A 24694-nucleotide genomic window follows, 5' to 3' on the forward strand; every position below is an offset into this window, starting at 1 on the left:
CCCGGAGAACGACGAAGGCCCCGTTCTTTCGAACGGGGCCTTCTGTTTGTGGCTGGGGCCGGGGTCGAACCGGCGACCTATCGCTTTTCAGGCGATCGCTCGTACCAACTGAGCTACCCAGCCACGAGACTGTTTCCAGCCTCAGCGACTCTGACGGGACTTGAACCCGCGACCTCCACCTTGACAGGGTGGCGAGCTAACCAACTGCTCCACAGAGCCTTGCAATGTGCGAGACAAGTCTCGCACACGTTAATGCGTACCCCCAACGGGATTCGAACCCGTGCTACCGCCTTGAAAGGGCGGCGTCCTGGGCCACTAGACGATGAGGGCTAAGGGCCCGCCGGGGCGCTTCTCAGCGCGTCGGGGACGTGAGAAGCATATGGGATGTCGGCCGCGATCGCCAAAACGGTTTCCGCGCACCCCGGTCGTGTCCCCCTGACGGGGGGACAATGGGCGCGTGCTGGAGATGACGCGCGAGGAGTTCGAGGAACTTGTCGCCGAGGCCCTGGACCGGATTCCCCCGGAACTCGCCCGGCTGATGGACAACGTCGCGGTGTTCGTGGAGGACGAGCCCGCCCCGGACGATCCCGAGCTGCTCGGGCTCTACGAGGGGACGCCGCTGACCGAGCGCGGTGAGTGGTACGCCGGGGTGCTGCCGGACCGGATCACGATCTACCGGGGTCCGACGCTGCGGATGTGCGAGTCGCGGGCGGACGTGGTCGCGGAGACCGAGATCACGGTGGTCCACGAGATCGCCCACCACTTCGGCATCGACGACGAGCGGCTGCACGCGCTGGGCTACGGCTGAGCCGAGGCGTGTCCCTTGTGGCGCCCAGGGAGTTGGGCAGGGCAACGCGTTCCGTTCCTGCCTGTTGTGTCCCTGGAGGTGCCCCCGTGCGCCATTTGCCCACCCGTTTGCCCACCCGTGTGAGATGGGCCGCCGCCGCGCTGGCCGTCGCGGCCTGTGCCGGTCTGAGCGGCTGTATGAGCGTGAGTGACGAGGGGGCGAAGCCGGTGCCCGGCGCGTCCGGCGGGAAGCGCGGTGTGGCGTCCGAGGCGGGCGGCGGCGCCGGACTCCCGGACGGGGGCGGCGGTTCCTGGAACGGGCAGCCGGAGCAGGGCGGGCCCGACGCGGCCGGCGGGGGCGCGAAGTCCCCGGTGCCGAGCGGCTCGCCGACCACCACCACGAAGCCCTCGCCGGGCGCCGAGCTGCCCCCGGGCGGCATCGCCGGGATCGACGGCACCCCCAAGCCCGGGCAGACGGGCGGCGGAAACGGTGGCGCCGCCGGCGGCCAGCACGGCACGGGCGGGGGCCCCGGCGACGGCGGAAGCGGCGGGAACGGGGGGAACGGCGCGAACGGCGGTAGCGGGGGCAGCGGGGGCAACGGCGGCGGTGACGGCGGCGCGGGGAGCGGTGACAACGGCGGCGGGGCCGGCGGCCCGGGTGGCGACGGCGGCGTGACGCCGACGCCGGAGCCGACCCCGAACCCGACCGAGACCCCGACGCCGGAGCCGACCACCGAGCCCACCCCGGAACCGACTCCGGAGCCGACCTCCAACCCGACCGATCCGCCGACCCCCGGACCCGAGACCCAGCTGGGTGCGATGCGGGCGGCGGACGGGCCCGGAGCCCCTTCGGAGCCGGCGGCATCACCGCAGGTCGGGCCGGTGTGACGGAGTCCGGTTTGCCATAGGTGGGGGAGGGTGCGTATGGTGGTAGATCGTTTGATCCCATTGCCCGGCGCCGACACAGAAGAGCGCCGTGTGGCGCGTACTCTCCCTAGCCGTGGCTGACCGCATTGAGGCGGTCGATTTGCGAATTCACGGAGTTGACGGGCGCGTGCCGAGACTCCGGAAGGTTTCGCATTTCGCATGTCCATTTTCAGTTCTGACCACGCCGTCATGCCCGAGAACGACGAGATCGTCGAGGCCGTAGTGGCCACCGAGACCGTCGCCACCGAGGCCGCGGCCCCCGTCGACGCTCAGGCCGACGTCGACATCGACGACACCACCGACTTCGACGACGTCGAGGACTCCGCCGAGTCCGACGACGCCGACGAGGAGCCCACCGTCACCTTCGCGGACCTCGGTCTGCCCGAGGGCGTCGTGCGCAAGCTCGCGCAGAACGGCGTGACGACCCCCTTCCCGATCCAGGCGGCGACCATCCCGGACGCCCTGGCCGGCAAGGACATCCTCGGCCGTGGCCGTACGGGCTCCGGCAAGACCCTCTCCTTCGGTCTGCCCACCCTGGCCCAGCTGGCCGGCGGTCACACCGAGAAGAAGAAGCCCCGCGCGGTCATCCTCACCCCGACCCGTGAGCTCGCGATGCAGGTCGCGGACGCCCTTCAGCCGTACGGCGACGTGCTCGGCCTGAAGATCAAGGTCGTCTGCGGCGGTACGTCCATGGGCAACCAGATCTACGCCCTCGAGCGCGGCGTCGACATCCTCGTCGCCACCCCGGGCCGACTGCGCGACATCATCAACCGTGGCGCCTGCTCCCTGGAGAACGTCCAGGTCGCGGTCCTCGACGAGGCCGACCAGATGTCCGACCTGGGCTTCCTGCCCGAGGTCACCGAGCTGCTCGACCAGGTGCCGGCCGGCGGCCAGCGCATGCTCTTCTCCGCCACGATGGAGAACGAGATCGGCACGCTCGTCAAGCGCTACCTGAACAACCCGATCAGCCACGAGGTCGACAGCGCCCAGGGCAACGTCTCGACCATGTCGCACCACGTCCTCGTCGTGAAGCCGAAGGACAAGGCGCCGGTCACGGCCGCCATCGCCGCCCGCAAGGGCCGCACGATCATCTTCGTCCGCACCCAGCTGGGCGCCGACCGCATCGCCGAGCAGCTCGTCGAGTCCGGCGTGAAGGCCGACGCGCTGCACGGCGGCATGACGCAGGGCGCCCGTACCCGCGTGCTCGCCGACTTCAAGGACGGCTACGTCAACGCGCTCGTCGCCACCGACGTCGCCGCCCGAGGCATCCACGTCGACGGCATCGACCTGGTCCTGAACGTGGACCCGGCCGGTGACCACAAGGACTACCTGCACCGCTCCGGCCGTACGGCCCGAGCCGGCAAGTCCGGTGTCGTCGTCTCGCTGTCGCTGCCGCACCAGCGCCGCCAGATCTTCCGGCTGATGGAGGACGCGGGCGTCGACGCCTCGCGCCACATCATCCAGAGCGCCGGCGCCTTCGAGCCCGAGGTCGCCGAGATCACCGGTGCCCGGTCCCTGACCGAGGTCCAGGCCGACTCCGCGAACAACTCGGCCAAGCAGGCCGAGCGCGAGGTCGTCGAGCTGACCAAGCAGCTCGAGCGCCTCCAGCGCCGTGCCGTCGAGCTCCGCGAGGAGGCCGACCGCCTGGTGGCCCGCGCCGCCCGTGAGCGCGGCGAGGACCCGGAGGCCGCCGTGGCCGAGATGGCCGAGGCCGCCGAGGCCGAGGTCGCGGCGGCTGCCGCCGAGGCCGAGCGTGCCGCGCGCGCCGAGGAGGCGCGCCGCGAGGAGCGTCCGGCCCGCGACGACCGCGGCAACTACGAGCGCCGTGACCGTGGCGGCGACCGCGGTGGCGACCGTGGCGGCTTCCGCCGTGACGACCGTGGTGGCGACCGTGGTGGCTTCCGCCGCGACAACGACCGTCCGTCCGGTGGCTTCCGTCGCGACGACCGTCCGTCGGGTGGCTTCAACCGTGACGACCGTGGCGGTGACCGTGGTGGCTTCCGCCGCGACAACGACCGTCCGTCCGGTGGCTTCCGTCGCGACGACCGTCCGTCGGGTGGCTTCAACCGCGATGACCGTGGTGGCGACCGTGGTGGCTTCCGCCGCGACAACGACCGTCCGTCCTCCGGTGGTTTCCGCCGTGACGACCGTCCGTCGGGTGGCTTCAACCGCGATGACCGTGGCGGTGACCGTGGTGGCTTCCGCCGCGACAACGACCGTCCGTCCTCCGGTGGTTTCCGCCGTGACGACCGCCCCTCGGGTGGCTTCAACCGTGACGACCGTGGCGGCCGCCCCTTCGAGCGCCGTGACAACGACCGTCCGGCCGGCGGCCACCGTGGCAGCGACCGTCCGTTCAACCGCGACCGTCGCGACGACCGCCCCGCCGGCGGCTTCCGCACCGGCGGCGGCGACCGCCCGTACGGCCGTCGTGACGAGCACCGCGGCACCGGCTCGACCGGTTCGACCGGTGGCTCCTTCGGCCGTCGTGACGACAAGCCGCGCTGGAAGCGCAACGGCTGAGTCCGTGTAACACCCTGAGCAGGGCCCGTACGAGCACTTCGGTGCTGGTACGGGCCCTGTCTCGTTTCCGGGACTCCGCAGGGTCGTTCGGGCGAATGCGAACAAGGATGCGGATACGCTCAGCCGGTCATCCGGTTGCCCTGGGGAGGGACCTCTCTTTGTCTCGTTTCGCCCGCGTGCGGCGCCCGCGCACGCGTACAGCCGTCCTCGCCACCGCGCTCCTCGCCACGGCCGCCGGCCTCTCGCCCGCCGTGGTCGCCCAGGCGTCGCCGATCGTCGGCGTCGACCAGCTCGACATCGCGCCGAACTGGCGGGCCGTGCCCCGGAAGGTGACCGTCACCGCGGCCGGCCCCACGGGGTACGTGCACGAGACGGAGGACCCCGACCGGCCCGACGGCGGGCAGCTGGAGTGGACCGACCTCACCGACCCCACGAAGAGCGTTCCGCTGGGGTACGGGACGACGGCGGCCCTGCCCTTCGCCGAGTCCGGCACCGGCGGGCGCTACCTGTACGTCCAGCACGGCATCGGCGTCCATGCCGTCCGAGACCTGGAGACCGGCACCGAGCAGTCGCTCGGCATGCCGGCCGACGCGAGCTACCGCGGGCTGCTCGGCTCCACCCTGCTCTTCCAGCAGTACGCCTCCGCCGGGGACCACTCCACGACCACCGGCTACTCCCTGGTGCGCGCCGACGACCCGAACGGGACCCGCACGCCCGTCACCGGCTGGCCCGAGGGCGCCTACCTGCACGCGGCGCCGCTCGTCGCCGGCGACGAGTCCGTCGCCGTCCTCCGCTTCGGCCGCTCCGGCGACCCGGCCGCGTACGGCTACTCCGACCTCGGCGTCGTCGACCTGCGCACGGGGCAGATGACCGTGATCCCGGCTCCCACCCCGCCCGGGACCGCGCTCTCCGCGCCGGTGGCCGTGAGCCCCGAGCGGATCGCCTGGATCGACAAGAACCGCACCGTCCACGTGCGGCAGCGTGCGGCGCTGACCGGCGCCGAGCAGACGATCGCCCTCCCCGAGGGCCTGGGCACCGACCGTGTCGCCCTCGTCGGCGACTGGGTCCTCGCTGTGGACCAGGCCTCCGGCGAGGACGCCTCCCTGAAGCGGCGGCTCGTCGCGCTGCACCCCGACGGGCGCTCGCAGACCCTCCTGGCGAAGGCCGAGGCGGAGCTCACCCAGATCGCGGGCGGGGGCGCGGCCGTCGTCGGTGGTACGTCCTCCTCCGACTGGTCCGCCTTCAAGGCCGTCCCGGCGAAGGACGGCGGTGCGCCGCTCCTGGAGAAGCTGAGCCGTGTGGAGCCGCTGCCCGCCGAGGTGAGCTCGCTCGCCCTCGGCGCGGGCCGGCTCTCCACCCTGGAGCTCGGCACCCGGATGGGTACCGGCTTCTACGGACGGACGCCGCTGCCGGTGGGGCCGGTGCACACCGGTCATCCGCAGTCGGTGTGGGCGGGCGCCGAGACGAAGCGGCTGGAGAGCGGCACACCGCTGTTCGACAGCGGCGACGGCCGTACGGTCTACCTGGCCCAAGGCGACTCCCAGCCGCTGGAGGTGACCGCCCGTACCTCCGGCGGTCAGGTGAGCCGGGTGTCCACCGGCGAGACGAGCGGACGGATCGCCGACGTCTTCCACCGGTGGGCGGTCTTCCAGGGCGGCGGCCGGACGCGCGTCGTGGACCTCGACGCGAAGAACGTCGTCCGCAACCAACCGGCCTCGGCGGCGGCCCTCTGGGGCGACACCCTGTACACCGGCACGGCCACGGCGGGCGAGGTGGCGCGGACCGACCTGGCCACCGGCGGTCTCCTCGGCAAGGTCACGACCGGGACGGCGTGCGTCCCGACGGAGCTCCAGGCTGCCGCCGGACGCTGGCTGTACTGGGCGTGCGGCGCGACCCAGCAGCGCGGCGTGGTCGACCTCAAGGCGAACACGAAGCTGCAGCTGTCCCCGGGGACGGACACCAACGGCCTGCTGGGCGACGGCTACGTCGTCGACCGCGACTCCGACGCGTACCTCCGGCTCCACGACCTCACCAAGCTCACCAACGGCAAGCCCACGATGCGCCGGCTCGTCGACTCCGCGCCCGTGGGCGGCGCCCGCCGCGAGTACTGGACCGTGGACCGCTTCGGCGGGGCCGTCGCCTACAAGGACGCCCGGCACCTCGTCCACGTCGTGTGGCCCGGCGTCCCCACCTCCGGCCTCACCGCCGCCTCGTCGAAGGTGCCGGCGAGCATGCGGATCCAGGACGGCTGGAAGGCGTACTGGACGCTGTCCAAGCCCTCGTCGTACTGGCAGCTGACGCTGCGCGACCCGCACTCCGGGAACCCGGTCCGTTCCTACGTCGGCGGCGAGGCCCGGAGCCGTATCGACGTCTCCTGGGACGGCAGGACGGCGGCGGGGAAGCCCGTCGCGAACGGCCGGTACACCTGGCACCTCCAGGCCAACACGGCGGACGGGCAGGGCAGCGACCTGTCGCTGACCGGCACGGTCACGGTCTCCGGCGGCCAGCCGGCCTGGCGCGACATGGCAGGGAACGACACGCAGGGCGATCTCCTGGTGATGGACACGGCGGGCCTCGTGTCGATGTACCGGGGCACCGGCTACAGCGGCCTGTCGGCCCGGATCGCGGGCACCGGCGCGAAGTTCCCGACCTCGTCCCTCCTCGTGCCCTTCGGCGACGTGAACGCCGACGGGTGCGCCGACGTCCTGGTGCGCGTCGGGGACCAGCTGCGGGCCTACCGGCCGGGCTGCGGCAAGGTCGTCTCGGCCTCGTCGCCGTACACGACGATCGGCTCGGGCTGGGGCCAGTACGACGTCCTGACGTCACCCGGCGACGCGAACGGTGACGGGTTCACCGATCTGATCGCCCGCCAGACGTCGACGGGAGACATGTACTTCTACGCCGGGACGGCCGACCACCGGGTGAAGCCCCGCGTCCGGATCGGCACGAACTGGAAGCTGTACAAGAAGGTCGTCGGCGCCGGCGACCTCAACGGCGACGGACGCGGCGACCTGCTCGGCGTGGACGCGGCGGGCGTGCTGTGGCGCTACCACGGCACGGCCACCGGCGGCGTGACCGCGCGGATGAGGGTCGGCAGCGGCTGGGGCGTCTACACCTCCCTCGTGGGGGTCGGCGACATCTCCGGCGACGGCTGCTCGGACCTCGTCGCCCGCGACACGGCGGGCCGGCTCTTCGACTACGACGGCACCTGCCGCGGCCCGTACGGCTCCCGCATGCTCATCGGCGGCGGCTGGAACGCCTTCAAGAGCCTCCACTGACGAACCACCCGCCACGGACGGCACCTCGTACCGCGCCACGGCCCGCGCCTCGTGTCGGATACCCGATCGGTTCCGGGGAGCTCTCGGGCTATGCTGCTCGGGTGTGCTTGTCCACGGGCCGTTAGCTCAATTGGCAGAGCAGTGGACTTTTAATCCATTGGTTGTGGGTTCGAGTCCCACACGGCCTACTGACTTGCTGACGAGCGCCCCGATCGGTTTCGACCGGCCGGGGCGCTTCGTCGTTCCCGGGGTCAGGTCACCGGGCGGCCGTCGCGCAGCAGTTCGCGGTGCGCGATTTCGTTCGCCTCGCGCCAGGCCTGGACGCGGTGCGGGGTGATGCGGAACCAGCGGTACGGGTTCTTCTGCGTGCGCGGGTCGAAGCCCGTGTGCTCGGCGAAGCGGTCGCCGCGCTCCCGGGACAGCGCGTCGATCTCCAGGACCTCGACGGTGCCGTCGATCATCGACACGTCGCGGGTGTGGCCGAGGGCCAGGCGGGCGCGGCCGGTGGCGGCCAGGTTGCGGCCGGTCGGGCTGTCCGCCGGGGTGGAGACGAGCAGGGCCTCGCCGTCCCAGTCGAAGGAGAGCGGGACGAGGTACGGCACGCCGTCCGGGGAGGCGGTGGCCACCCAGACGTCGACGTCGTGGGCGAGCCGGTGTTCGGTGTCGAGGCGGCGCTGGGCGCGGGAGCGGGGAGCGGCGGTGGTGGTGGCGGTCATCGTCCCGGCTCAGCTGTCCTGGAGGAGGCCGAGGAGGTTGCCGTCGGGGTCGACGACCGTGGCGACCAGGCGGCCGCCGCCGACGTCCTGCGCCGCGTCCTTCACGGTGGCGCCCGCGGCGGTCAGCTCGGCGACCTTCGCCTCGATGTCCGGGACGTGCCAGTACGCGAGCGACTGGGTCAGGCCCTGCGGGCCACCGCCCGGCAGCAGTCCGATGTGCTGGCCCGCGGCCTCGAAGGCGACGTAGTACGGCTCGTCGATCTGCGGCGCGACGCCGAGGAGCGCGGTGTACACGGCCTTGGCCTTCCCCAGGTCGGACACGGGGTGGAGCATCGTCTTGATTCCCTGGGTGGTGGTCGTACCGGGCATGGTCACTCCTGTGGATCGGTGTCTTCCGTGGCGTGTTCGCCGTGGTTCCACTCTCCGTCAGGCGGGCCGGGCGCGCCTCCGTGGTGACCACGGAAAGCACTACGGAAACACCACGTACGCGTGCCGTGGCCGAGCCGATAATGAGGCGTGTCCACTCCAGTGATCTCGTCCCGGGAAGCCGACGTGCTCGCTCTCCTCGGAGAGCACCTCAGCAACGCGGAGATCGCCGCGCGGCTGTTCATCTCCGTACGGACCGTCGAGTCGCACGTCTCCTCGCTTCTGCGGAAGCTCGCGGTGCCGGACCGGCGGGCGCTCTCGCGGCGGGCGGCCGAGTTCGCTCCCGTACAGATGGCGGTGCCGGTGCTGCCCGCGCCGCTGACGGCGTTCGTCGGCCGGGTGCGGGAGCGCGGGGAGCTCGCGGAGGCGTTGAAGAAGCACCGGCAGGTCACCGCGGTCGGCCCCGGGGGCGTGGGGAAGACACGGCTCGCGCTCGCCGTCGCCGCGGAGCTGGCCGGGGACTTCGCCGACGGGGTCTGGTTCGTCGACCTGGCCCCGGTCACCGATCCGGGCCGGGTCGGTGCGGCCGTCGCGGCCGCCCTCGGCGTGGGCGAGCAACCCGGGCGCGGCATCGACGACTCGGTGTTCGCCGTACTGGCGGACCGTCAGGCGCTGCTCGTGTGGGACAACTGCGAGCAGATACGCGACGGGGTGGCGCCCTTCCTGGAGCGGCTCCTCGCGGCCTGCCCGCGCGTGCGGGTGCTCGTGACGAGCCGGGCCCGGCTGATGGTGCCGTTCGAGCGGGTCTTCCCCGTCCCGCCGCTGTCACGGGCCGGGGGCGGGGACTCGGAGGCCGTGGAGCTCTTCCTGGAGCGGTCGGCGGCGGTCGGCCTGTCGTGGGACCCGTCCGTACGGGACACGGTCGTCGCCCTCTGCGAGCGGCTCGACGGCATGGCCCTCGCCATCGAGCTGGCGGCGGCGCGCTGCCCCACGCTCGGGCTCGACGGGCTGGTCGCCGGACTCTCCGACCAGTTGAGGATCCTCGCCGGCGGGCCCCGCGCCGCCGACCGGCACCGGTCGGTGCGGGCGGTCCTCGACTGGAGCCACGACCTGCTGGAACCGGCCGACCGGGCCCTGCTGCGCCGGGTGTCGGTCTTCGTGGTGCCCTTCACCGCCGAAGCGGCCGTGGAGCTCGCCGGCTTCGCCCCGCTCGACCCCGGCGCGGTCGCCGACGGGCTCGGCAGACTCGCCGAGCAGAGCCTGCTCACCGTCACGGCGTCCGCCGACGGCACCCGCTACCGGGCCCTGGAGACCATCCGTCAGTACGGCGCCGAGCGCCTCGACGAGGCCGGCGAGAGCGAGGCCGTCCGGATGCGGCACGTGGAGTGGTGCCTGGACCGGGCGGCCGGGCTCCTGGACGCCGGCGGCGCGGACTGGCGCGCCCGGTTCGACGCCGTGGCGGAGGACCTCAGGGCCGCCCTCGCCTGGGCCGCCGAGCAGCCGCGGCTGCGCGCGGACGCCCACCGGCTCGCCCTGTCCCTGGCGGAGTCGGCCTTCACCCGCAATCTGCCCGGCGAGTCCCAGCAGCGGTACGAGCAGGCCGCCGCGCTCGCCGGTGCCGACGCCGACGCGGGGGAGTCCCTGCGGCTGGCCGCCGCGGTGGCCGGGTGCCGGCGACTCGGCGACGACATGTTCCGGCTGCACCGGGCCGCCGCGGAGGCCGCCCGCCGGGCCGGCGACCCCGCCGGCACCGGCCGCGACCTGGCGGCCGCCGCCACCGTCGCGTACCGCTTCTCCAGCGAGTTCACGCGGATCCCGGCGGTGGAGGAGACGTCCGCGATGCTCACGGAGGCGCGGGAGCTGTCGGGTGCGGGCGGCCTTGGGCCCGCCCCGGACCTCGGCGCTGTCCGCGCCTCCGACCGCGCCGCCGGCTCCGGTCCCGGCGCTGTGCCTGTCGCCGGCTCCGGCCCTGGCAGCGATTCTGCCGCCGGCCCCGGCGATGTCCCCACCTCCGACCCCGGCGGTGTCCCCGCCCCCGACCCCTCCGCCTCCGCCGCCGTCGCGCTCGCCGAGGCCGCCGTGCTCGCGGATGCGTTCGGGGCCGTCCAGGGAGCCACCGACAACACCGTGGAGGAGACGATCGCCCTCGCCGAGCGGGCCGTCGCGCTCGCGCACCGCGCGGGTGACCCGGTGGCCGAGTCCGCCGCTCTCGACGCGCTCTCCGGTGCCCGGAGCTGGGCCGGTGACAGCTTCGGCGCCGCGGCGGCCGCGCGCCGCCGGATCGACCTCCTGACCCCGCTGCCGCCGACCCCGGCGCGTACCCACGAGCTCCTCGACGCCCTCGCCATGGCCTCCGGGACCGCCCTCGGCGCGGGCGGTCTCGCGGAGGCACGCCGCTGGGGCCGGCAGCTCGCCGGGCATCCGCTGCTCGCCGAGGTGGGCCATCACGCCACGTCCTGGCTCCTGGTCGCGGACGCGTTCGCCGGCCGGGGCGGCGAGGTGCTCACCGGCAGCGGGCGGTTCCTGGACGCGTGGGAGCGGGGCGGGCGTCAGCAGTCCTTCTCCCTCGGCCCCGCGGCCGCCTCCGTCGCCATGGTCCACGGCCTGCGCGGCGACCTTGCCGCCCGTGCGGAGTGGCTCGGGATCGTCGACCGGGCGGGTACGGCGGAGGAGTACCGCCACGGCTACGGCGCGATCCTCGACGCCATGGTCCTGCTCCACGACGGGGACGCCGCCGAGGCCCTCGACCGGCTCGCGCCGGAGCCGGAGCAGGTGTGGAAGTGGGTCACCTGGATCTGGCTGCACTGGTACGTGGCCCTCCGGGCGGAGGCGTCCGTGCTCGCCGGGCACCCGGACGCCCGGGCCCGGACGACCGCCGCCCGTTCCCTGGTCGCCGGCAACCCGGTCGCCACCGCCCACGTCGACCGGGCCGACGCCCTGCTCGACGGCGACCGGCCGCGACTCCTCGCCACGGCGAAGGCGTTCGAGGCCGCCGGCAGCCGCTACCAGGCGGCGCGCACGCTGCTCCTCGCCGGTGGCGAGCACGCCGCCGCCGGTGCGGCGGCCCTGGCCGAGTCGGGTTTGGTGCGGTGAAGGAGCAACCACGCTCACCGTTCGCGGGTCTTCCTTGGTGGCCCTCCCCATCCCTTTCTTGATCTTTTTCCTTCGAACGGGTCTTCCCGGGGCGCGAGATGGGGGACCGTGAGGGAATGTGGATCCGGAGCGTGGAGGTGGGGTCGGTGACGGCAAGCGGTCCCGGTGAACCGACGGAGTCGGCCCGGCAGCTGGCCCGATGGGCGCTGGCGGCGGCCGCCGGTGCGGTCGTGGCGCTCCTGACCGCCCTGACGAGCGGGATCCTGATCCTGCTGACCGGGATCGTCGGACTCGTCGCCTCGGCCATGGGCATCTGGTGGTTCCTCGCCCATCGCGGGCCGGTGCGGGTGTTCGGCGCGATCCTCGCCGTGGGCGCGCCGCTCGCCGTCCTCGTCCTGTACGTCGTCGGCGGCGTCTGGGGCAACGCGCTCGTGGCCCTCGGCCTCTGGGGCGTGGCGCTCGGTTGCGCGCGGACCGCGCTGCGCCGCCCCGACCGGGAGCGGAACGCGCTGATGCGCGGCGTGCCCGCGGTCCGTCCCCGGCGGCCCGTCCTGATCATGAACCCGAAGTCCGGCGGCGGGAAGGTCGGCCGCTTCGGGCTCGTCGCGCGCGCGGAGGCGCTGGGCGCCCGGGTCGTCCTGCTCGACCTGTCCGCGGAGACCGACGTCACCGCGCTCGCCCGCAAGGCCGTGGCCGACGGCGCCGACCTCCTCGGCGTGGCCGGCGGCGACGGCACCCAGGCGCTGGTCGCCGCGGTGGCGGCCGAGCACGACCTGCCGTTCCTCGTCATCTCGGCGGGCACCCGCAACCACTTCGCCATGGACCTGGGCCTCGACCGCACCGACCCGGCGACCTGCCTGGACGCGCTGACCGACGGTGAGGAGCTCCGGGTCGACCTGGGCTCGGTCGCCGGGCGGCCGTTCGTCAACACCGTCTCCTTCGGGGTGTACGCGGACGTCGTCCAGCGCCCCGAGTACCGCGACGCGAAGGCCGGCACCGCCGTCGACGTCCTGCCCGACCTGCTCCAGGGCGGCGAGGGCGGGCGCCGCCTCGACGCGACCGTCGACACCGTCCGGCTCCCGGCCCAGCAGGCGCTCCTCGTCAGCAACAACCCCTACGCCGCGCCCGATCCCTTCGGTGTCGCCTCCGCCCACCGGCCGCGCCTCGACCGGGGCGAGCTCGGGGTGATCGGCATCCGGGTGGACGGCGCCGCGCAGGCCGCCGAGCTGGCGGTACTGGGGACCCAGGCGTCCGGCCTGAACGTGCTGACGGCCCGTAAGGTCCAGGTCGTGGGCAACCCCGGAAGCAGCGTGGAGGGCGATCTCATCTCCGTCGCCGTCGACGGCGAGGCGCTGACCCTGCCCACCCCGGTCGTCTGCACCCTCCGCCCCGGCGCCCTGCGGGTCCTCGTCCCCCGCGACCGGCCGGGGACGGTGCCTCCCCTGCCGCCGCTCGACTGGCGGCGGATCACCACGCTCGCCTTCGACACCCCTCGTACCCCCTGAACAACCCAAGGAGCGGCGCATGACGGACATGACAGCGGAGACGGCCGAGCCCGAGACCCTGCGGGCGGTCCTGCACGACCTCCGGGCCGTCGACGGCGCCGTGTACGCCGCCGTGGCCGCCACCCCCACGCCCACGCTCGACACGGCGCTGCGGAGGCTCTCCACCGCGGCGAACCACTCCAAGATCTCGTTCGGCGTGGCCGCGGCGCTCGCCCTCGTCCCGGGCCGGCCCCGCCGGGCGGCGCTCGCGGGCGCCGGGGCGATCGCCGTGGCCTCGGCCTCGGCCAACATCCTGGGCAAGCGGCTCGTCCGCCGGCCGAGGCCGGACCGGGAGGCGGCCCGGGTGGTGGTGAGCCGGCAGGTCCCGATGCCCGAATCGGCCTCGTTCCCCTCCGGGCACACCGCGTCGGCGGTCGCGTTCGCCGCTGCCGTGGGGGTGGTGATGCCCGGCGTCGCCGTGCCGCTCGGGGCGCTGGCGGTGGCCGTGGGCTACTCCCGGGTGCACACCGGGGTGCACTACCCGGGTGACGTCGTCGCGGGCGCCGTCCTGGGTGTCGCGAGCGCGGCCGTCTCCCTGACGGCCCTGAACTGGATTACCGCCAAGGAGAAGTGACCTCGGGTGAGGCGGTCCGCCGTCAGTCCGTGACGGTCAGCGGCGGGAGCCGCCAGCCGCCGTCCAGGACGGACGGATCGGGGCCGTACACCCGGATGGCGACGGTGAAGGGCCCGTCGGGGGCGGGCAGCCAGTTCGCGGCCTGCTTGGGGTCGGCCGGGCGGTCCTTTTGTACGTACAGGGTGAGCCCGCCGTCGTCGTCGTGGACGAGTCCCGGGGTGCGGTCGCCGATCGAGTACCGGTCGATCTCGTTGTCGACGAGCAGGCGTTCGGGCAGCCGGTACATCGTGGCCGACCAGAAGAAGCGCGCCGGCGGGAGCCGACCGGGTGCGAAGCGGACGGTGTACGCGTGGTGGGCGGCGTTCGGCGGCCGGTTGCCCCGGTCGTCCTGCGCCCAGCCCGCGTACCAGGCCTCGGCGGCCGGGAGTCCGTACAGGCCCTTGTCGACGCCGATCGCGCGGGTCAGGTAGTCGGTGCCGTGCTCGGCGCGCGTGCCGAACCACCGCCTGGAGTCGATCGCGTCCCGCTCGGCGTCCTCCAGCCGGGCGCGGGCGTCGGCGATGCCCTGCTCGACGGCCGTACGAATGCCGGGGGCCAGCGCGGAGGGCTCGAACTCGCCCGAGCCGGAGACGCCGAGCGCCGCGAGCCGCTCGCGCAGTTCCCGGTCCTCCTCCAGGACCGGGAAGAACCGGAGCAGGAAGTCGAGGAGCGTGAAGAACTCGACGTTCCCGAGGTCCTCCTCGCGCCAGACCGGCCAGACCGGCTCGTCGACGGGGTGCGGCGCGGCCGTGTCCTCGTACGTGGAGAGGGGGCGGAGCACGTACCGCTCCTGGATCGCGCGCAGGGCGGGCACGTCCTCGGGGCCGGACAGGTAGGTGCGGCCGAGGATGCCGACGAGGAAGGTGTCGGCGCGCAGCACGCCGGTGATGCCCTCGGGCACGGTGCCGGTCCAGCCGGGGCCCGCGAGCAGGTGGTCGCCCGCCTCCCGGCCGGTGGTCCGGGCGCCGACGTAGCCGACGTACGAGGTGTCGAGGTCGTGGAACGGCAGCACGTAGTAGCGGTCGATCTCGGGGACGGAGACCACGAAGGGCTCGGCGCGCAGGTCCAGCCAGGCCCAGGAGTACGGGGTGTCGTTGTTCGGGGTCACGACGTCGGTGTTGGCGGCGGTGAACGGCTCCGCGTAGTGCCGGAAGCGCCCGAATCCGCCCACGTACCGGGGGTCGTCGGCGTCGATGGCCTGCGCGTACATCGTGCGGTAGTTCTCGAGGAGCGGGTAGCCCCAGATCCAGGCGTCGGCCGCCGTCCGGCGGGCCTCCTCGGGGGTCGGCTGCACAACGGCCACCTTTGCGGGGTCGACGAACGAGAGGGGACCAACTCGTACAAAATCGCACGAATGGTCCCCTCTCGCATGCGGTGCCCAGCGCCCGGGGGCCGTCCTCAGAACGTCGCGCGGGCCAGATCCTCGTCCGTGAGGCCGAGCGTGGCGAGCCGCTCCGGGTCCGCCAGGATCTGGAGCCCGACGATCCGGTCCTCGGCGATCGTGAACGCCATGAGGACGGTCGGGCGGCCGTCGACGACCGCGACGAACGCGGGCGAGCCGTTGACCACGACCGGCAGCGCCGCCTGGCGGAACTTCGCGTACATGAGCGCCTGCGAGATGACGGCCTCGGCGCCCCGCACCACCTTGGAGGCGGCCGCGAGGACCTTGCCGCCGTCCGCCCGCAGCACCACGTCGGGGTCGAGGACGGCGAGCAGCCCCTCGAAGTCGCCGCCGTTCGCGGCGGCGAGGAAGGCGTCGGCGATCTCCCGCTGGCGGCGCGCGTCCGGCCCCGCGGCGGGCGAGGCGTCCTGCACCCGGCGGCGGGCCCGGCTGGCGAGCTGGCGGGTCGCGGCCGGCGTGCGGTCCACGATCCGCGCGATCTCGTCGAAGGAGACGGCGAACATGTCGTGCAGGACGAACGCGAGCCGCTCGGCCGGCGACAGCGTCTCCAGGACGACGAGGAGCGCGAGGCCGACGGACTCTGTGAGCTCCGCCGTGTGCTCGGGGTCGGTGGCGTCGTGGACGCGGACGACGGGGTCGGGGACGTAGTACTCCAGCGGGTCCTCGCGGCGCGAGCCGCGGGAGCGCAGCATGTCGAGGCAGACGCGGCCGACGACCGTGGTCAGCCAGCCGCTGAGGTTCTCCACCGCGCTGACGTCGGAGCGGCTGAGCTTGAACCAGGCCTCCTGGACGGCGTCCTCCGCCTCGCTCAGCGAGCCGAGCATCCGGTAGGCCACGGCCCGCAGGTGCCCCCGGTCGGCCTCGAACCGCCGGGCCAGTGCTTCCTTGCCGTGGTCCAGTTCGGCGTTCACTCGTCCATCTCCCCCTTCGCGTCCCGTCATGCCGTCATGACGGATGGAACCCTGCGGATGTGACACGAGCCCGGGCCGCCCAGAGCCTTCCACCGGCCGGAACCGTCTCGTTGCGTGAGATCCCCTGCGCCCGGTAGCGAACGCCAGGGATTCCCCGGCCGAGGCCCCCGACCGCCGTGAATCGCCACTTCAGCGCGGTGATCTTCGTCCGTAGATTGATCACCATGACGACGACAACGACGCAGGTCAACCCCGTACTCCGCACCCCGCCGGCCTCTCCCGCCGCCGCTGCCGCGTACTTCTCCGCCGGCCTCGCCTTCCACGCCGACGTCTCCGACGTCGCCTCCACCCTGGCCGCCGCGACCGCCGAGGGCACGGACCCGGGCTTCGTCGTGATCGACTCGCGCTCCACCGCCTCCTGGGACCAGGGGCACGTCCCCGGCGCGATCCACCTGCCGACCGCGCTCATCCCCGAGCAGGCCGAGCAGCTGCTCGACAAGTCCGTGCCGGTCGTCACGTACTGCTGGGGCCCCGGCTGCAACGGCGCCACGCGCGCCGCGCTGGCCCTCGCGCAGCTGGGCTTCCAGGTGAAGGAGATGCTCGGCGGGTTCGAGTACTGGGTGCGCGAGGGCTTTGCGTACGAGACGTGGGAAGGGCCCGCGGAGAAGGCCGCGGACCCGCTCACGGCGCCGGTGGACTCCGACGACTGCGGCTGCTGAGAAACCGATTTCGTCTTTGCCCCGGTCATGACGTAGAGTCGTGTTTACCGACGCGGGGTGGAGCAGCTCGGTAGCTCGCTGGGCTCATAACCCAGAGGTCGCAGGTTCAAATCCTGTCCCCGCTACTCAGTAGCAAACGAAGGCCCGGATCCTTATGGATCCGGGCCTTCGTCGTTCCCCCGCACTCGTCGGTTTGACCTTGACGCAACGTCAAGATTTAGCGTTGTCGGCATGGAGTGGTCGATCCAAGAGATCGCCAAGAAGGCCGGCACCACCAGCCGCACCCTCCGCCACTACGGCGAGCGGGGACTGCTGGAGCCGAGCCGGATCGGCGCGAACGGTTACCGGTACTACGACCAGGCGGCGCTCGTGCGTCTGCAGCGCATCCTGCTGCTGCGCGAGCTGGGGCTCTCGCTGCCCGCGATCGCCGAGGTCCTGAAGGGGCAGAGCGACCCGTCCGCCGCGCTCCGCACGCACCTGCTCCTCCTGGAGCAGGAGCGGGAGCGCATCGGCCGGCAGATCGAGGCCGTCCGCACCACTCTCCACAAGACCGAGAAGGGAGAAGAGCTCATGGCAGAGGAAGTCTTCGACGGCTTCGACCACACGCGGTACGAGGAGGAGGTGACCGAGCGCTGGGGCCGCGCGGCGTACGAGAAGGGCGACCGCTGGTGGCGCTCGCTCGACGACGGGCAGAAGAAGGCGTTCCTGGACGAGCAGGCCGGCATCGCCCGCGACTTCGGGCAGGCGGTACGGGACGGCCTGGCCGCCGACAGCGACGAGGTGCAGGCGATCACGCGGCGCCAGATCGCCTGGCTGTCGGCCACCTCGACCCTGACCAAGGAGTACGTGATCGGCCTCGGCCGCATGTACGTCGACGACCCGCGCTTCACGGTGAACTACGACAAGCACGGCGAGGGCACCGCGGTCCTCGTCCGGGACGCGATGGCGGTCTACGCGGAGCGGAACCTGTAGTCACGACCGCCCCGGCGTGCACCGGAAGTACCGGAAGCACACGGAAGTACCGGAAGTAAGCGGTGGCCAAAAACCGCGCCCGTCGCTTTGCGGGCGAGCGGAACCCCACCGTAGTCTCACGCGCACCATGAGTGACGAAGGCGTGAGTGACGTGCGACGGCGGGCGCCCGCCGTCCTCGTCCTGTTCGCGCTCCTCGCCCTCGTGATGAGCGTCTGCCACGGAGCGCACGGGCACGTCCTGCCCGCCTCCGGCACCGCGACCGTCTCCGCCCCCGCCCTGCCGCACGGCTGCGACCGGCCCGGGGAGGCCTGGTCCTTCGACGCCCACCTGCCCGCGCAGACCGCCGCCCCGCAGGTCGCCGCGCCGGAGGCCGGGACCGTCACCCCGTCCTCGTACGAGGCGGACCACCGCACCGACCCCCGCGCGCGCTGCGTCCGGGGCCGGGCGGGACCCGGCCCCGAGCCGGGCCTGCTGCTGATCGCCCTCGGAGTGGACCGGAACTGAGCCGGGTCCCCGGCGTGCCCCGCGCACGCGTGACCAGGCTCCTTCCGGCGTACCACCTCAAGGACGTACCCCATGAACAGTCTCCTGTTCGGCAACACCCTGCCCATCGCCGTCCAGACCGTCGGCAACACCCCCGTCCTCTGGACGGACGACGGCTACTGGGCCAAGCTCGAAGGCTTCAACTTCGGCGGCATCAAGGACCGCGCCGCCCTCTACATGGTCGAGCAGGCCCGCCGCCGCGGTGAGCTGCGGCCCGGCGCGCCGATCGTCGAGTCGACCTCCGGGACGCTCGGCCTCGGACTCGCCCTCGCGGGGGTGCTCCACGGCCACCCCGTGCACGTCGTCACCGACCCCGGCCTCGAACCGATCGTCGAGCGGATGCTCGTCGCCCACGGCGCGCAGGTCCACGTCGCCGCCGAGCCCAGCCCGCGGGGCGGCTGGCAGCAGGCCCGGATGGACCTGGTCGCCGAGCTGCTCGTGCGCCTCGACGGGGCCTGGTGGCCCAACCAGTACGGGAACCCCGACAACTGCGACGCCTACGGCGGGCTCGCCGCCGAGCTGTCGGAGCAGCTGGACCGGATCGACGTGCTCGTGTGCGCGGTCGGCACCGGGGGCCACTCGGCCGGCATCTCCCGCGCGCTGCGCGCCGGCGGCAGCCCCGCCCTGGAGCTGGTCGGCGTGGACTCGGTCGACTCCACCGTTTTCGGGCTTCCCGCCGGGAACCGGCTGATGCGCGGCCTCGGCTCCTCCATCCATCCGGCCAACGTGGACCACGGGGCGTTCGACGAGGTCCACTGGGTGGCGCCCGCCGAGGCGGTACGGGCGGCCCGCCGGCTGGCCTCGCGTCAGTTCGCCACCGGCGGCTGGAGCGTGGGCGCGGTCGCGCTCGTCGCCGGGTGGCTGGCCCGCACCCGGCCGCGCGGGACGCGGATCGCGGCCGTCTTCCCCGACGGGCCGCAGCGGTACTTCGACACCGTCTTCAACGACGAGTTCTGCGCGGCGCACGGGCTCCTCGACGGGCCGGTACGGGAGGACCCGGTCGCGTACGAGGCGGGCGCGCGCGTCGACGGCTGGACCCGCAAGGTCCTGGACCGGTCGGGGGCCGTGCGTTGACCACGACCACCACGCCCGCGCCTCCCCAGGGGGGCATCTGGAAGCAGAGCCGTACCTTCGATCCGGCCGTGCGGCTGCTCTTCCTCAACCAGCTCACCATCAACCTCGGCTTCTACATGCTCATGCCGTTCCTGGCCGCGCACCTCGCGGACGGGCTCGGCATGGCGGCCTGGGCGGTCGGGCTCGTCCTCGGTGCCCGGAACCTCTCCCAGCAGGGCATGTTCCTGGTCGGCGGGGCGCTCGCCGACCGGCTCGGCTTCAAGCCGCTCATCGTGGCCGGCTGCGCGCTGCGGACGGTCGGCTTCGGGGCGCTCGCCTTCGCGCAGTCGCTGCCGATGCTGATCGCCGCCTCCCTCGCGACCGGGCTCGCGGGCGCGCTGTTCAACCCGGCGGTCCGGGCCTGCCTCGCGGCGGAGGCCGGGGAGGAGCGGCGCGTCCAGGCCTTCGCGCTGTTCAACGCGTACTACCAGGCGGGCATCCTGCTCGGACCGCTCGTCGGGGTGGCGCTCACCGGGGTGTCGTTCCGGCTGACGTGCACGGTGGCGGCGGTCCTGTTCGCCGGCCTGACGCTCGTACAGCTCCGGCATCTGCCCGTGCGGGGCGTTTCCGGGGACCGGGGGGAGCGGGGGCAGTTCCGCACGGTCCTCTCCCACCGGACGTTCTGGCTCTTCTCGCTCGCGATGACCGGCTCGTACGTGCTGTCCTTCCAGGTCTATCTGGCGCTGCCGCTCGCGGCGGAGGGCACGGGGCTCACGACGGCGCTGTTCGTCGTCTCGGCGCTGGTCGCGCTTGCCGGGCAGCTGCGGATCACGGCCTGGTGCCGGCGCCGCCTCGACCGCGAGCGGTGTCTGGTCCTCGGGCTCGCGCTGATGGGCGGGGCCTTCCTGATCCCGGCGGCCCTGGGCCGGGGCGTGGCCGGGCTGCTGCTGTGCGCGGCGGTCCTGGCCGTCGCGAACGCCGTGCTCTACCCGTACGAGATGGACACCGTCGTCGCCCTCTCCCGGGGGCGCTGGGTGGCCACCCACTACGGGCTCTACAACACGGTCTGCGGGATCGGGATCACCCTTGGGAACCTGGGGACGGGCGCGCTGCTCGACGTCACCGGGTGGTCGGTGGTGCCGTGGCTTGCCCTGTGCGCGGTGGGCCTGGTGTGCGCGGCGGCGGTCGCCCTCCTCGCCCGCGGCGGACGCCTCGCGGCGCCGCCGGACGCCGCTTAAGGGCCATCCGAGTCCGGGCCGGGGCCTGTCCGCGGCCTCCCGGGGCCTTCCGGGGGCGTACGCCAGTCGGCCCCGTGGAGGTCGCCGCCGGGTGCGGGGGCGGCCACGCTGGGAGGGCGCGGTACGGAACACCGTGGCCGGTACGGACCGGGCAGGAGAGCACAGGTGGGGCAGCCCCCAGGAGCAGCGCGCGGCGGGCGGCGGGGCCGTGAGGGCCGTCGCCCGTACGGCGGGGCCCGGCGCTTCCTCCGTGCGCTGCCCCCGCTGATCATCGTGGGCGGTGTCGTCTACGACCTGGCGACGCCGCCCGCGTACACGGCGGCCCCGCTCTTCTCCGCGGCCCCGCTGATCGCGGCGCCCTTCTTCTCGATGCTCACGACCCTGCTCACCGGGATCGCCGCCGTCCTCGCCTCCGTCGGGCTGCACGTCTACAACGGCACGGTGTCGGGGATCCCGGCCCTCACCGAGACCCTCACCGTCGTCACCGTCTCCGTGCTCGCTCTCCTCATCAACCGCGTCGTGCGGCGCAGCGGCGAGCGGCTGGCCTCCGCGCGGGTCATCGCGGAGACCGCGCAGAAGGCGGTGCTTCCGACGCCCGCCGAGCGGATCGGCGGGCTGCAGTGCGCGGCCCGCTACGAGGCGGCGCAGGCGGACGCGTTCATCGGCGGCGACCTGTTCGCCGTGCAGGAGACCCCGCACGGGGTGCGGCTCGTCGTCGGGGACGTCCGGGGCAAGGGGATGGACGCGGTCGAGGCCGTCGCCGTGGTGATCGGGGCGTTCCGGGAGGCGGCCGAGCAGGAGCGGAGCCTGGAGGAGGTGGCGCAGCGGCTGGAGCGGGCGCTGGCCCGGGAGGGGACCCGCAGGCACGGGCTCGACGCCTTCGAGGGGTTCACGACGGCCGTCCTGGCGGAGATCCCGCGCCCGGGCGCGGGAAGCGACGGGGGCGAGGGCGGCGACGGAGGCGAGGGAAGCGACGGGGGCGAGGGAAGCGAGGGGGGCGGCGGGATCGTACGGCTCGTCAACCGCGGTCATCCGCCCCCGCTGTTGCTGTACGTGGACGGGAAGCTGGACGTGCTGGATCCGGCGGAGCCGGCGCTGCCGCTCGGCATGGGCGAGCTGGCGGTGTGGCCGGACCGGGCCGAGGAGCGGCCGTACCCGCCGGGCGCGACGCTGCTCTTCTACACGGACGGCCTCTCGGAGGCGCGGGACGCGGCGGGAGCCTTCTACGATCCGGCGGCCCGTCTCGCCGGGCGGATCTTCCCGGGGCCCGAGGAGCTGCTCGACGCGCTCGTGGACGACGTACGGCTCCACACGGGCGGCGGGTCGACGGACGACATGGCGCTGCTCGCGCTGAGCAGGCCGGCGGCGGGGCAGCAGGAGAGGCGCCGGACGATGCCGGTGGTGCCGCCGGGCGAGCGCGGTCACCAGGCGTAGTCGAGGAGTGTCACTGCGATAACAATTGACATAACGTCAGATCGCGAGAGTTTGACCGTGCCTTGCTGAAGGGGGGTCAACTCGGGCGATTCTCGACCAATTCAATGAACGATCACCGGGAACAGCTTGGAATAGGACCCCCCTGTCTATTAACGTTCGATAACGCAGCGCGGTCGTCCCAGCCGTCGCAAGAGGCGGCACCGTGCGCACGCGCCGAATCCTGAAAAGGAACCGGGGAACCACTACTTGGGGTGAATCGGGCCTTTCGCACCCGTGCGACCGTGCCCGTAGGAGACCTTCCTGCTCCGAACCCGTCAGCTAACCCGGTAGGCGAGAAGGAAGGAAAGGAGCGCGCCCCCGTGGCGTCCAACACTCCCGCACCCGAAGCCCCCTTCGATGCCTTCGGTGGTGGTGCGGGTCCTGCCGCTCCGGACACCGAGTGGAACCCCACCGAGGGCTCCCTCCGCGCCGAGAGCCGCTCCGGCGGCCGGCACCGGGTCGTCAAGCAGCGCTCCAACTTCGCCCGCTCCTCCACCGTCCTCGGCGTCGGCGTCATCGCGGCCGTCGGTGCGGGCGGCCTCGCCACCGCGCAGGAGAAGCCCCCGGTCGCGATATCGCTCCCCGACCTCCCGGACCTGAACCTCCCGGCGGCCGAGGACCTCCCCGGCGTCGGCGGGCTGTTCGCCGACGACGCCGACGAGAAGCTCCGCGACACCATCGAGGCGACCGGCGGCAACGCGCACCCGCTCACCGCCGCCACGTACGTCACCCCGTCCGCCGACAAGACGGACGGCACCGGGACGGCCACCCGCACCGCCCAGGCCGCCTACACCCCGCAGACCGCCACCGCCGAGACCGCCCCGGGCGGCGGCGTCGCCGACGCGGGCGAGGTCCTGCGGGCCCGCATCCTCCAGCAGGCCGAGCAGCAGCAGGCCTCCGCCGACGCCGCCGAGAAGGCCGCCGCGGAGAAGGCCGCTGCCGAGAAGGCGGCGGCCGAGGCCGAGGCCAAGGCAGAGGCGGCGGAGAAGGCGGCCGCCGAGGCGAAGGCCAAGGCCGAAGCGGAAGCCAAGGCCAAGGCGGAGGCGGAAGCCAAGGCGGAGGCCGAGCGGAAGGCCGCGGAGGCGGAGGCCGAGCGCCTCGCCCAGCTCGCCGCCAGCTACTCGATGCCCCTCTCCTCGTACTCCCTCAGCGCCACCTACATGCAGTCCGGCTCGATGTGGTCCTCCGGCTACCACACCGGCCTCGACTTCGCCGCCCCCACGGGCACCCCGCTCAAGGCGGTCCACAGCGGCACCGTCAAGTCGGCGGGCTGGTCCGGCTCCTACGGCTACCGAGTCGTCCTGGAGATGGAGGACGGCACCGAGATCTGGTACGCCCACCTCTCCTCCATGACGGTCGCCGCGGGCCAGACCGTGACCACCGGCGAGACGATCGGCCGCGTCGGCGCCACCGGCAACGTCACCGGCGCCCACCTCCACATGGAGGTCCACACCCCGGGCGGCGACGGCATCGACCCGGCGGCCTGGCTCCGCTCCAAGGGCCTGTCGATCTGACCTGACGTGCCGATGCCCCTCGGGCATCTCGCGTGGAATACGCCCGGTGGCGCGGAGGGTTGATCACCCCATGACCTCCCTCCGCCCGCTGGGCTCTTCCGACCTGCACGTCTTCCCGCTCGCCCTGGGCGGCAACGTCTTCGGCTGGACCGCCGACGAGGCCCAGTCCTTCGCCGTCCTCGACGCCTACGCCGCCGCCGGCGGAAACTTCGTCGACACCGCCGACATGTACTCCGCCTGGGCCGAGGGCAACGAGGGCGGCGAGTCCGAGACCGTCATCGGCCGCTGGCTCGCCTCCCGCGGCAACCGCGACGACATCGTCGTCGCCACCAAGGTCGGCGCCCACCCCCGGTACAAGGGGCTCTCCGCCACCACCATCAAGGCGGGTGCCGAGGAATCGCTGCGCCGCCTCGGCACCGACCACATCGACCTGTACTACACGCACTTCGACGACGAGACCGTCCCGGTCGAAGAGATCGTCACCGCCCTCGACCAGCTCGTGAAGGACGGCACGGTGCGGGCCGTCGCCGCCTCCAACATCTCCCCCGAGCGGCTGCGCGCCTCCCTCGACTTCGCCGAGTCCGAGGGCCTCGCCCGCTACGTCGCCCTCCAGCCGCACTACAACCTGGTCTCGCGCGACACCTACGAGGGCCCGCTCCTGAAGACCGTCGAGAGCGCCGGGCTCGCCGCCGTCCCGTACTTCGGCCTCGCCTCCGGCTTCCTCACGGGCAAGTACCGCCCCGGCACCACCGTCGACAGCGTCCGCGCCTCCGGAGCCGGCGAGCACCTGGACACCGAGCGGGGCCGGGCCGTGCTCTCCGCGCTCGACGCGGTCGCCGAGGCGCACGAGGCCGAGGTCGCCACCGTCGCCCTCGCCTGGCTCGCCTCCCGGCCGACCGTCGTCGCGCCGATCGCCTCGGCCCGTACGGTCGAGCAGCTCCCGGCCCTGGTCGCCTCCGCGGACCTCACCCTCACGGAGGCGGAGCTGACGCTCCTGACGGAGGCGTCGGCGCTCTGACCGGACC

19 protein-coding genes, 5 tRNA genes and 1 riboswitch are annotated in these 24694 nt (G+C 73.4%); of the genes, 17 read left to right on the forward strand and 7 right to left on the reverse strand.

The window, feature by feature from the left end:
- Positions 1-49: 49 nt before the first annotated feature.
- The 3 genes from ASC82_RS28925 to ASC82_RS28935 all read right to left on the reverse strand — a co-directional run bounded on the left by ASC82_RS28925 (position 50) and on the right by ASC82_RS28935 (position 330).
- Positions 50-123 (reverse strand) — tRNA-Phe (locus ASC82_RS28925).
- Between the two features lie 22 nt (positions 124-145).
- Positions 146-219, reverse strand: a tRNA-Asp gene (locus ASC82_RS28930).
- A gap of 38 nt (positions 220-257) precedes the next feature.
- Positions 258-330: transfer RNA gene (locus tag ASC82_RS28935), tRNA-Glu, on the reverse strand.
- Between the two features lie 127 nt (positions 331-457).
- Between ASC82_RS28935 and ASC82_RS28940 the strand changes: the two genes are divergently transcribed.
- The 5 genes from ASC82_RS28940 (at position 458) to ASC82_RS28960 (ending at position 7699) form a co-directional block, all read left to right on the forward strand.
- Positions 458-808 (forward strand): metallopeptidase family protein, encoded by a 351-nt coding sequence (locus ASC82_RS28940; protein ID WP_024756838.1) that lies wholly within the window; start codon positions 458-460, stop codon positions 806-808.
- Between the two features lie 182 nt (positions 809-990).
- On the forward strand, positions 991-1674 hold the full coding sequence (locus ASC82_RS30495; protein ID WP_157863516.1) for a hypothetical protein: 684 nt from the start codon (positions 991-993) through the stop codon (positions 1672-1674).
- A gap of 198 nt (positions 1675-1872) precedes the next feature.
- Positions 1873-4233 (forward strand): DEAD/DEAH box helicase, encoded by a 2361-nt coding sequence (locus ASC82_RS28950; protein ID WP_056654128.1) that lies wholly within the window; start codon positions 1873-1875, stop codon positions 4231-4233.
- Between the two features lie 158 nt (positions 4234-4391).
- The gene (locus ASC82_RS28955; RefSeq protein ID WP_206779223.1) at positions 4392-7511 is read left to right on the forward strand and encodes an FG-GAP-like repeat-containing protein; all 3120 of its coding nucleotides are present in this window, start codon (positions 4392-4394) and stop codon (positions 7509-7511) included.
- A gap of 115 nt (positions 7512-7626) precedes the next feature.
- Positions 7627-7699 (forward strand) — tRNA-Lys (locus ASC82_RS28960).
- Between the two features lie 63 nt (positions 7700-7762).
- Here the strand turns inward: ASC82_RS28960 and ASC82_RS28965 are convergent.
- Together ASC82_RS28965 and ASC82_RS28970 are read right to left on the reverse strand one after the other, a co-directional pair.
- On the reverse strand, positions 7763-8227 hold the full coding sequence (locus tag ASC82_RS28965; RefSeq protein ID WP_056654134.1) for a pyridoxamine 5'-phosphate oxidase family protein: 465 nt from the start codon (positions 8225-8227) through the stop codon (positions 7763-7765).
- Positions 8228-8236: 9 nt separating this feature from the next.
- A complete protein-coding gene (locus ASC82_RS28970; protein ID WP_056654136.1) occupies positions 8237-8596 on the reverse strand; it encodes a VOC family protein in 360 nt (119 codons plus the stop codon).
- A 147-nt stretch (positions 8597-8743) separates the two neighbouring features.
- Here ASC82_RS28970 and ASC82_RS28975 point away from each other — a divergent pair, with 147 nt between their 5' ends.
- From ASC82_RS28975 to ASC82_RS28985, 3 genes are all read left to right on the forward strand, one after another.
- Complete coding sequence (locus ASC82_RS28975; protein ID WP_056654139.1) at positions 8744-11686, forward strand: LuxR C-terminal-related transcriptional regulator; 2943 nt, start codon at positions 8744-8746, stop codon at positions 11684-11686.
- Positions 11687-11832: 146 nt separating this feature from the next.
- Complete coding sequence (locus tag ASC82_RS28980) at positions 11833-13191, forward strand: diacylglycerol kinase family protein (protein WP_056654418.1); 1359 nt, start codon at positions 11833-11835, stop codon at positions 13189-13191.
- A 19-nt stretch (positions 13192-13210) separates the two neighbouring features.
- Positions 13211-13804, forward strand: a complete 594-nt coding sequence (locus ASC82_RS28985; RefSeq protein WP_056654142.1) for a phosphatase PAP2 family protein — start codon at positions 13211-13213, stop codon at positions 13802-13804.
- A 22-nt stretch (positions 13805-13826) separates the two neighbouring features.
- Here the strand turns inward: ASC82_RS28985 and ASC82_RS28990 are convergent, their stop codons facing one another.
- Both ASC82_RS28990 and sigJ read right to left on the reverse strand, forming a co-directional pair.
- The gene (locus tag ASC82_RS28990) at positions 13827-15137 is read right to left on the reverse strand and encodes a DUF1254 domain-containing protein (RefSeq protein ID WP_056654144.1); all 1311 of its coding nucleotides are present in this window, start codon (positions 15135-15137) and stop codon (positions 13827-13829) included.
- 104 nt (positions 15138-15241) lie between these two features.
- Positions 15242-16186: an RNA polymerase sigma factor SigJ gene (gene sigJ, locus ASC82_RS28995; RefSeq protein ID WP_056654147.1), complete on the reverse strand. Its 945-nt coding sequence runs from the start codon at positions 16184-16186 to the stop codon at positions 15242-15244.
- A gap of 194 nt (positions 16187-16380) precedes the next feature.
- Here sigJ and ASC82_RS29000 point away from each other — a divergent pair, with 194 nt between their 5' ends.
- The 9 genes from ASC82_RS29000 (at position 16381) to ASC82_RS29040 (ending at position 24687) form a co-directional block, all read left to right on the forward strand.
- Positions 16381-16875 (forward strand): rhodanese-like domain-containing protein, encoded by a 495-nt coding sequence (locus tag ASC82_RS29000; protein WP_056654151.1) that lies wholly within the window; start codon positions 16381-16383, stop codon positions 16873-16875.
- A 51-nt stretch (positions 16876-16926) separates the two neighbouring features.
- Positions 16927-17000: transfer RNA gene (locus tag ASC82_RS29005), tRNA-Met, on the forward strand.
- A 106-nt stretch (positions 17001-17106) separates the two neighbouring features.
- A complete protein-coding gene (locus ASC82_RS29010) occupies positions 17107-17847 on the forward strand; it encodes a MerR family transcriptional regulator (RefSeq protein ID WP_056654154.1) in 741 nt (246 codons plus the stop codon).
- Positions 17848-17989: 142 nt separating this feature from the next.
- Positions 17990-18352, forward strand: a complete 363-nt coding sequence (locus tag ASC82_RS29015) for a hypothetical protein (protein ID WP_056654157.1) — start codon at positions 17990-17992, stop codon at positions 18350-18352.
- Between the two features lie 72 nt (positions 18353-18424).
- Positions 18425-19465 carry a PLP-dependent cysteine synthase family protein gene (locus ASC82_RS29020; protein WP_056654159.1) on the forward strand — a complete coding sequence of 347 codons (1041 nt, stop codon included), beginning with the start codon at positions 18425-18427 and terminating at the stop codon, positions 19463-19465.
- A complete protein-coding gene (locus tag ASC82_RS29025) occupies positions 19462-20682 on the forward strand; it encodes an MFS transporter (RefSeq protein ID WP_056654162.1) in 1221 nt (406 codons plus the stop codon). Before ASC82_RS29020 ends, ASC82_RS29025 begins: the two co-directional genes overlap by 4 nt.
- 165 nt (positions 20683-20847) lie before the next feature.
- Positions 20848-22116 carry a PP2C family protein-serine/threonine phosphatase gene (locus tag ASC82_RS29030; protein ID WP_056654165.1) on the forward strand — a complete coding sequence of 423 codons (1269 nt, stop codon included), beginning with the start codon at positions 20848-20850 and terminating at the stop codon, positions 22114-22116.
- Between the two features lie 201 nt (positions 22117-22317).
- Positions 22318-22464: riboswitch (cyclic di-AMP (ydaO/yuaA leader) on the forward strand.
- A gap of 11 nt (positions 22465-22475) precedes the next feature.
- Positions 22476-23669, forward strand: coding sequence for a M23 family metallopeptidase (locus ASC82_RS29035; RefSeq protein WP_056654169.1), 1194 nt, complete (start codon positions 22476-22478; stop codon positions 23667-23669).
- A gap of 70 nt (positions 23670-23739) precedes the next feature.
- Positions 23740-24687, forward strand: a complete 948-nt coding sequence (locus ASC82_RS29040; RefSeq protein WP_056654173.1) for an aldo/keto reductase — start codon at positions 23740-23742, stop codon at positions 24685-24687.
- The last annotated feature ends 7 nt before the right edge of the window (positions 24688-24694 follow it).

The sequence above is a fragment of the Streptomyces sp. Root431 genome, assembly GCF_001426585.1.
Taxonomy (GTDB): Bacteria; Actinomycetota; Actinomycetes; order Streptomycetales; family Streptomycetaceae; genus Streptomyces; species Streptomyces stackebrandtii.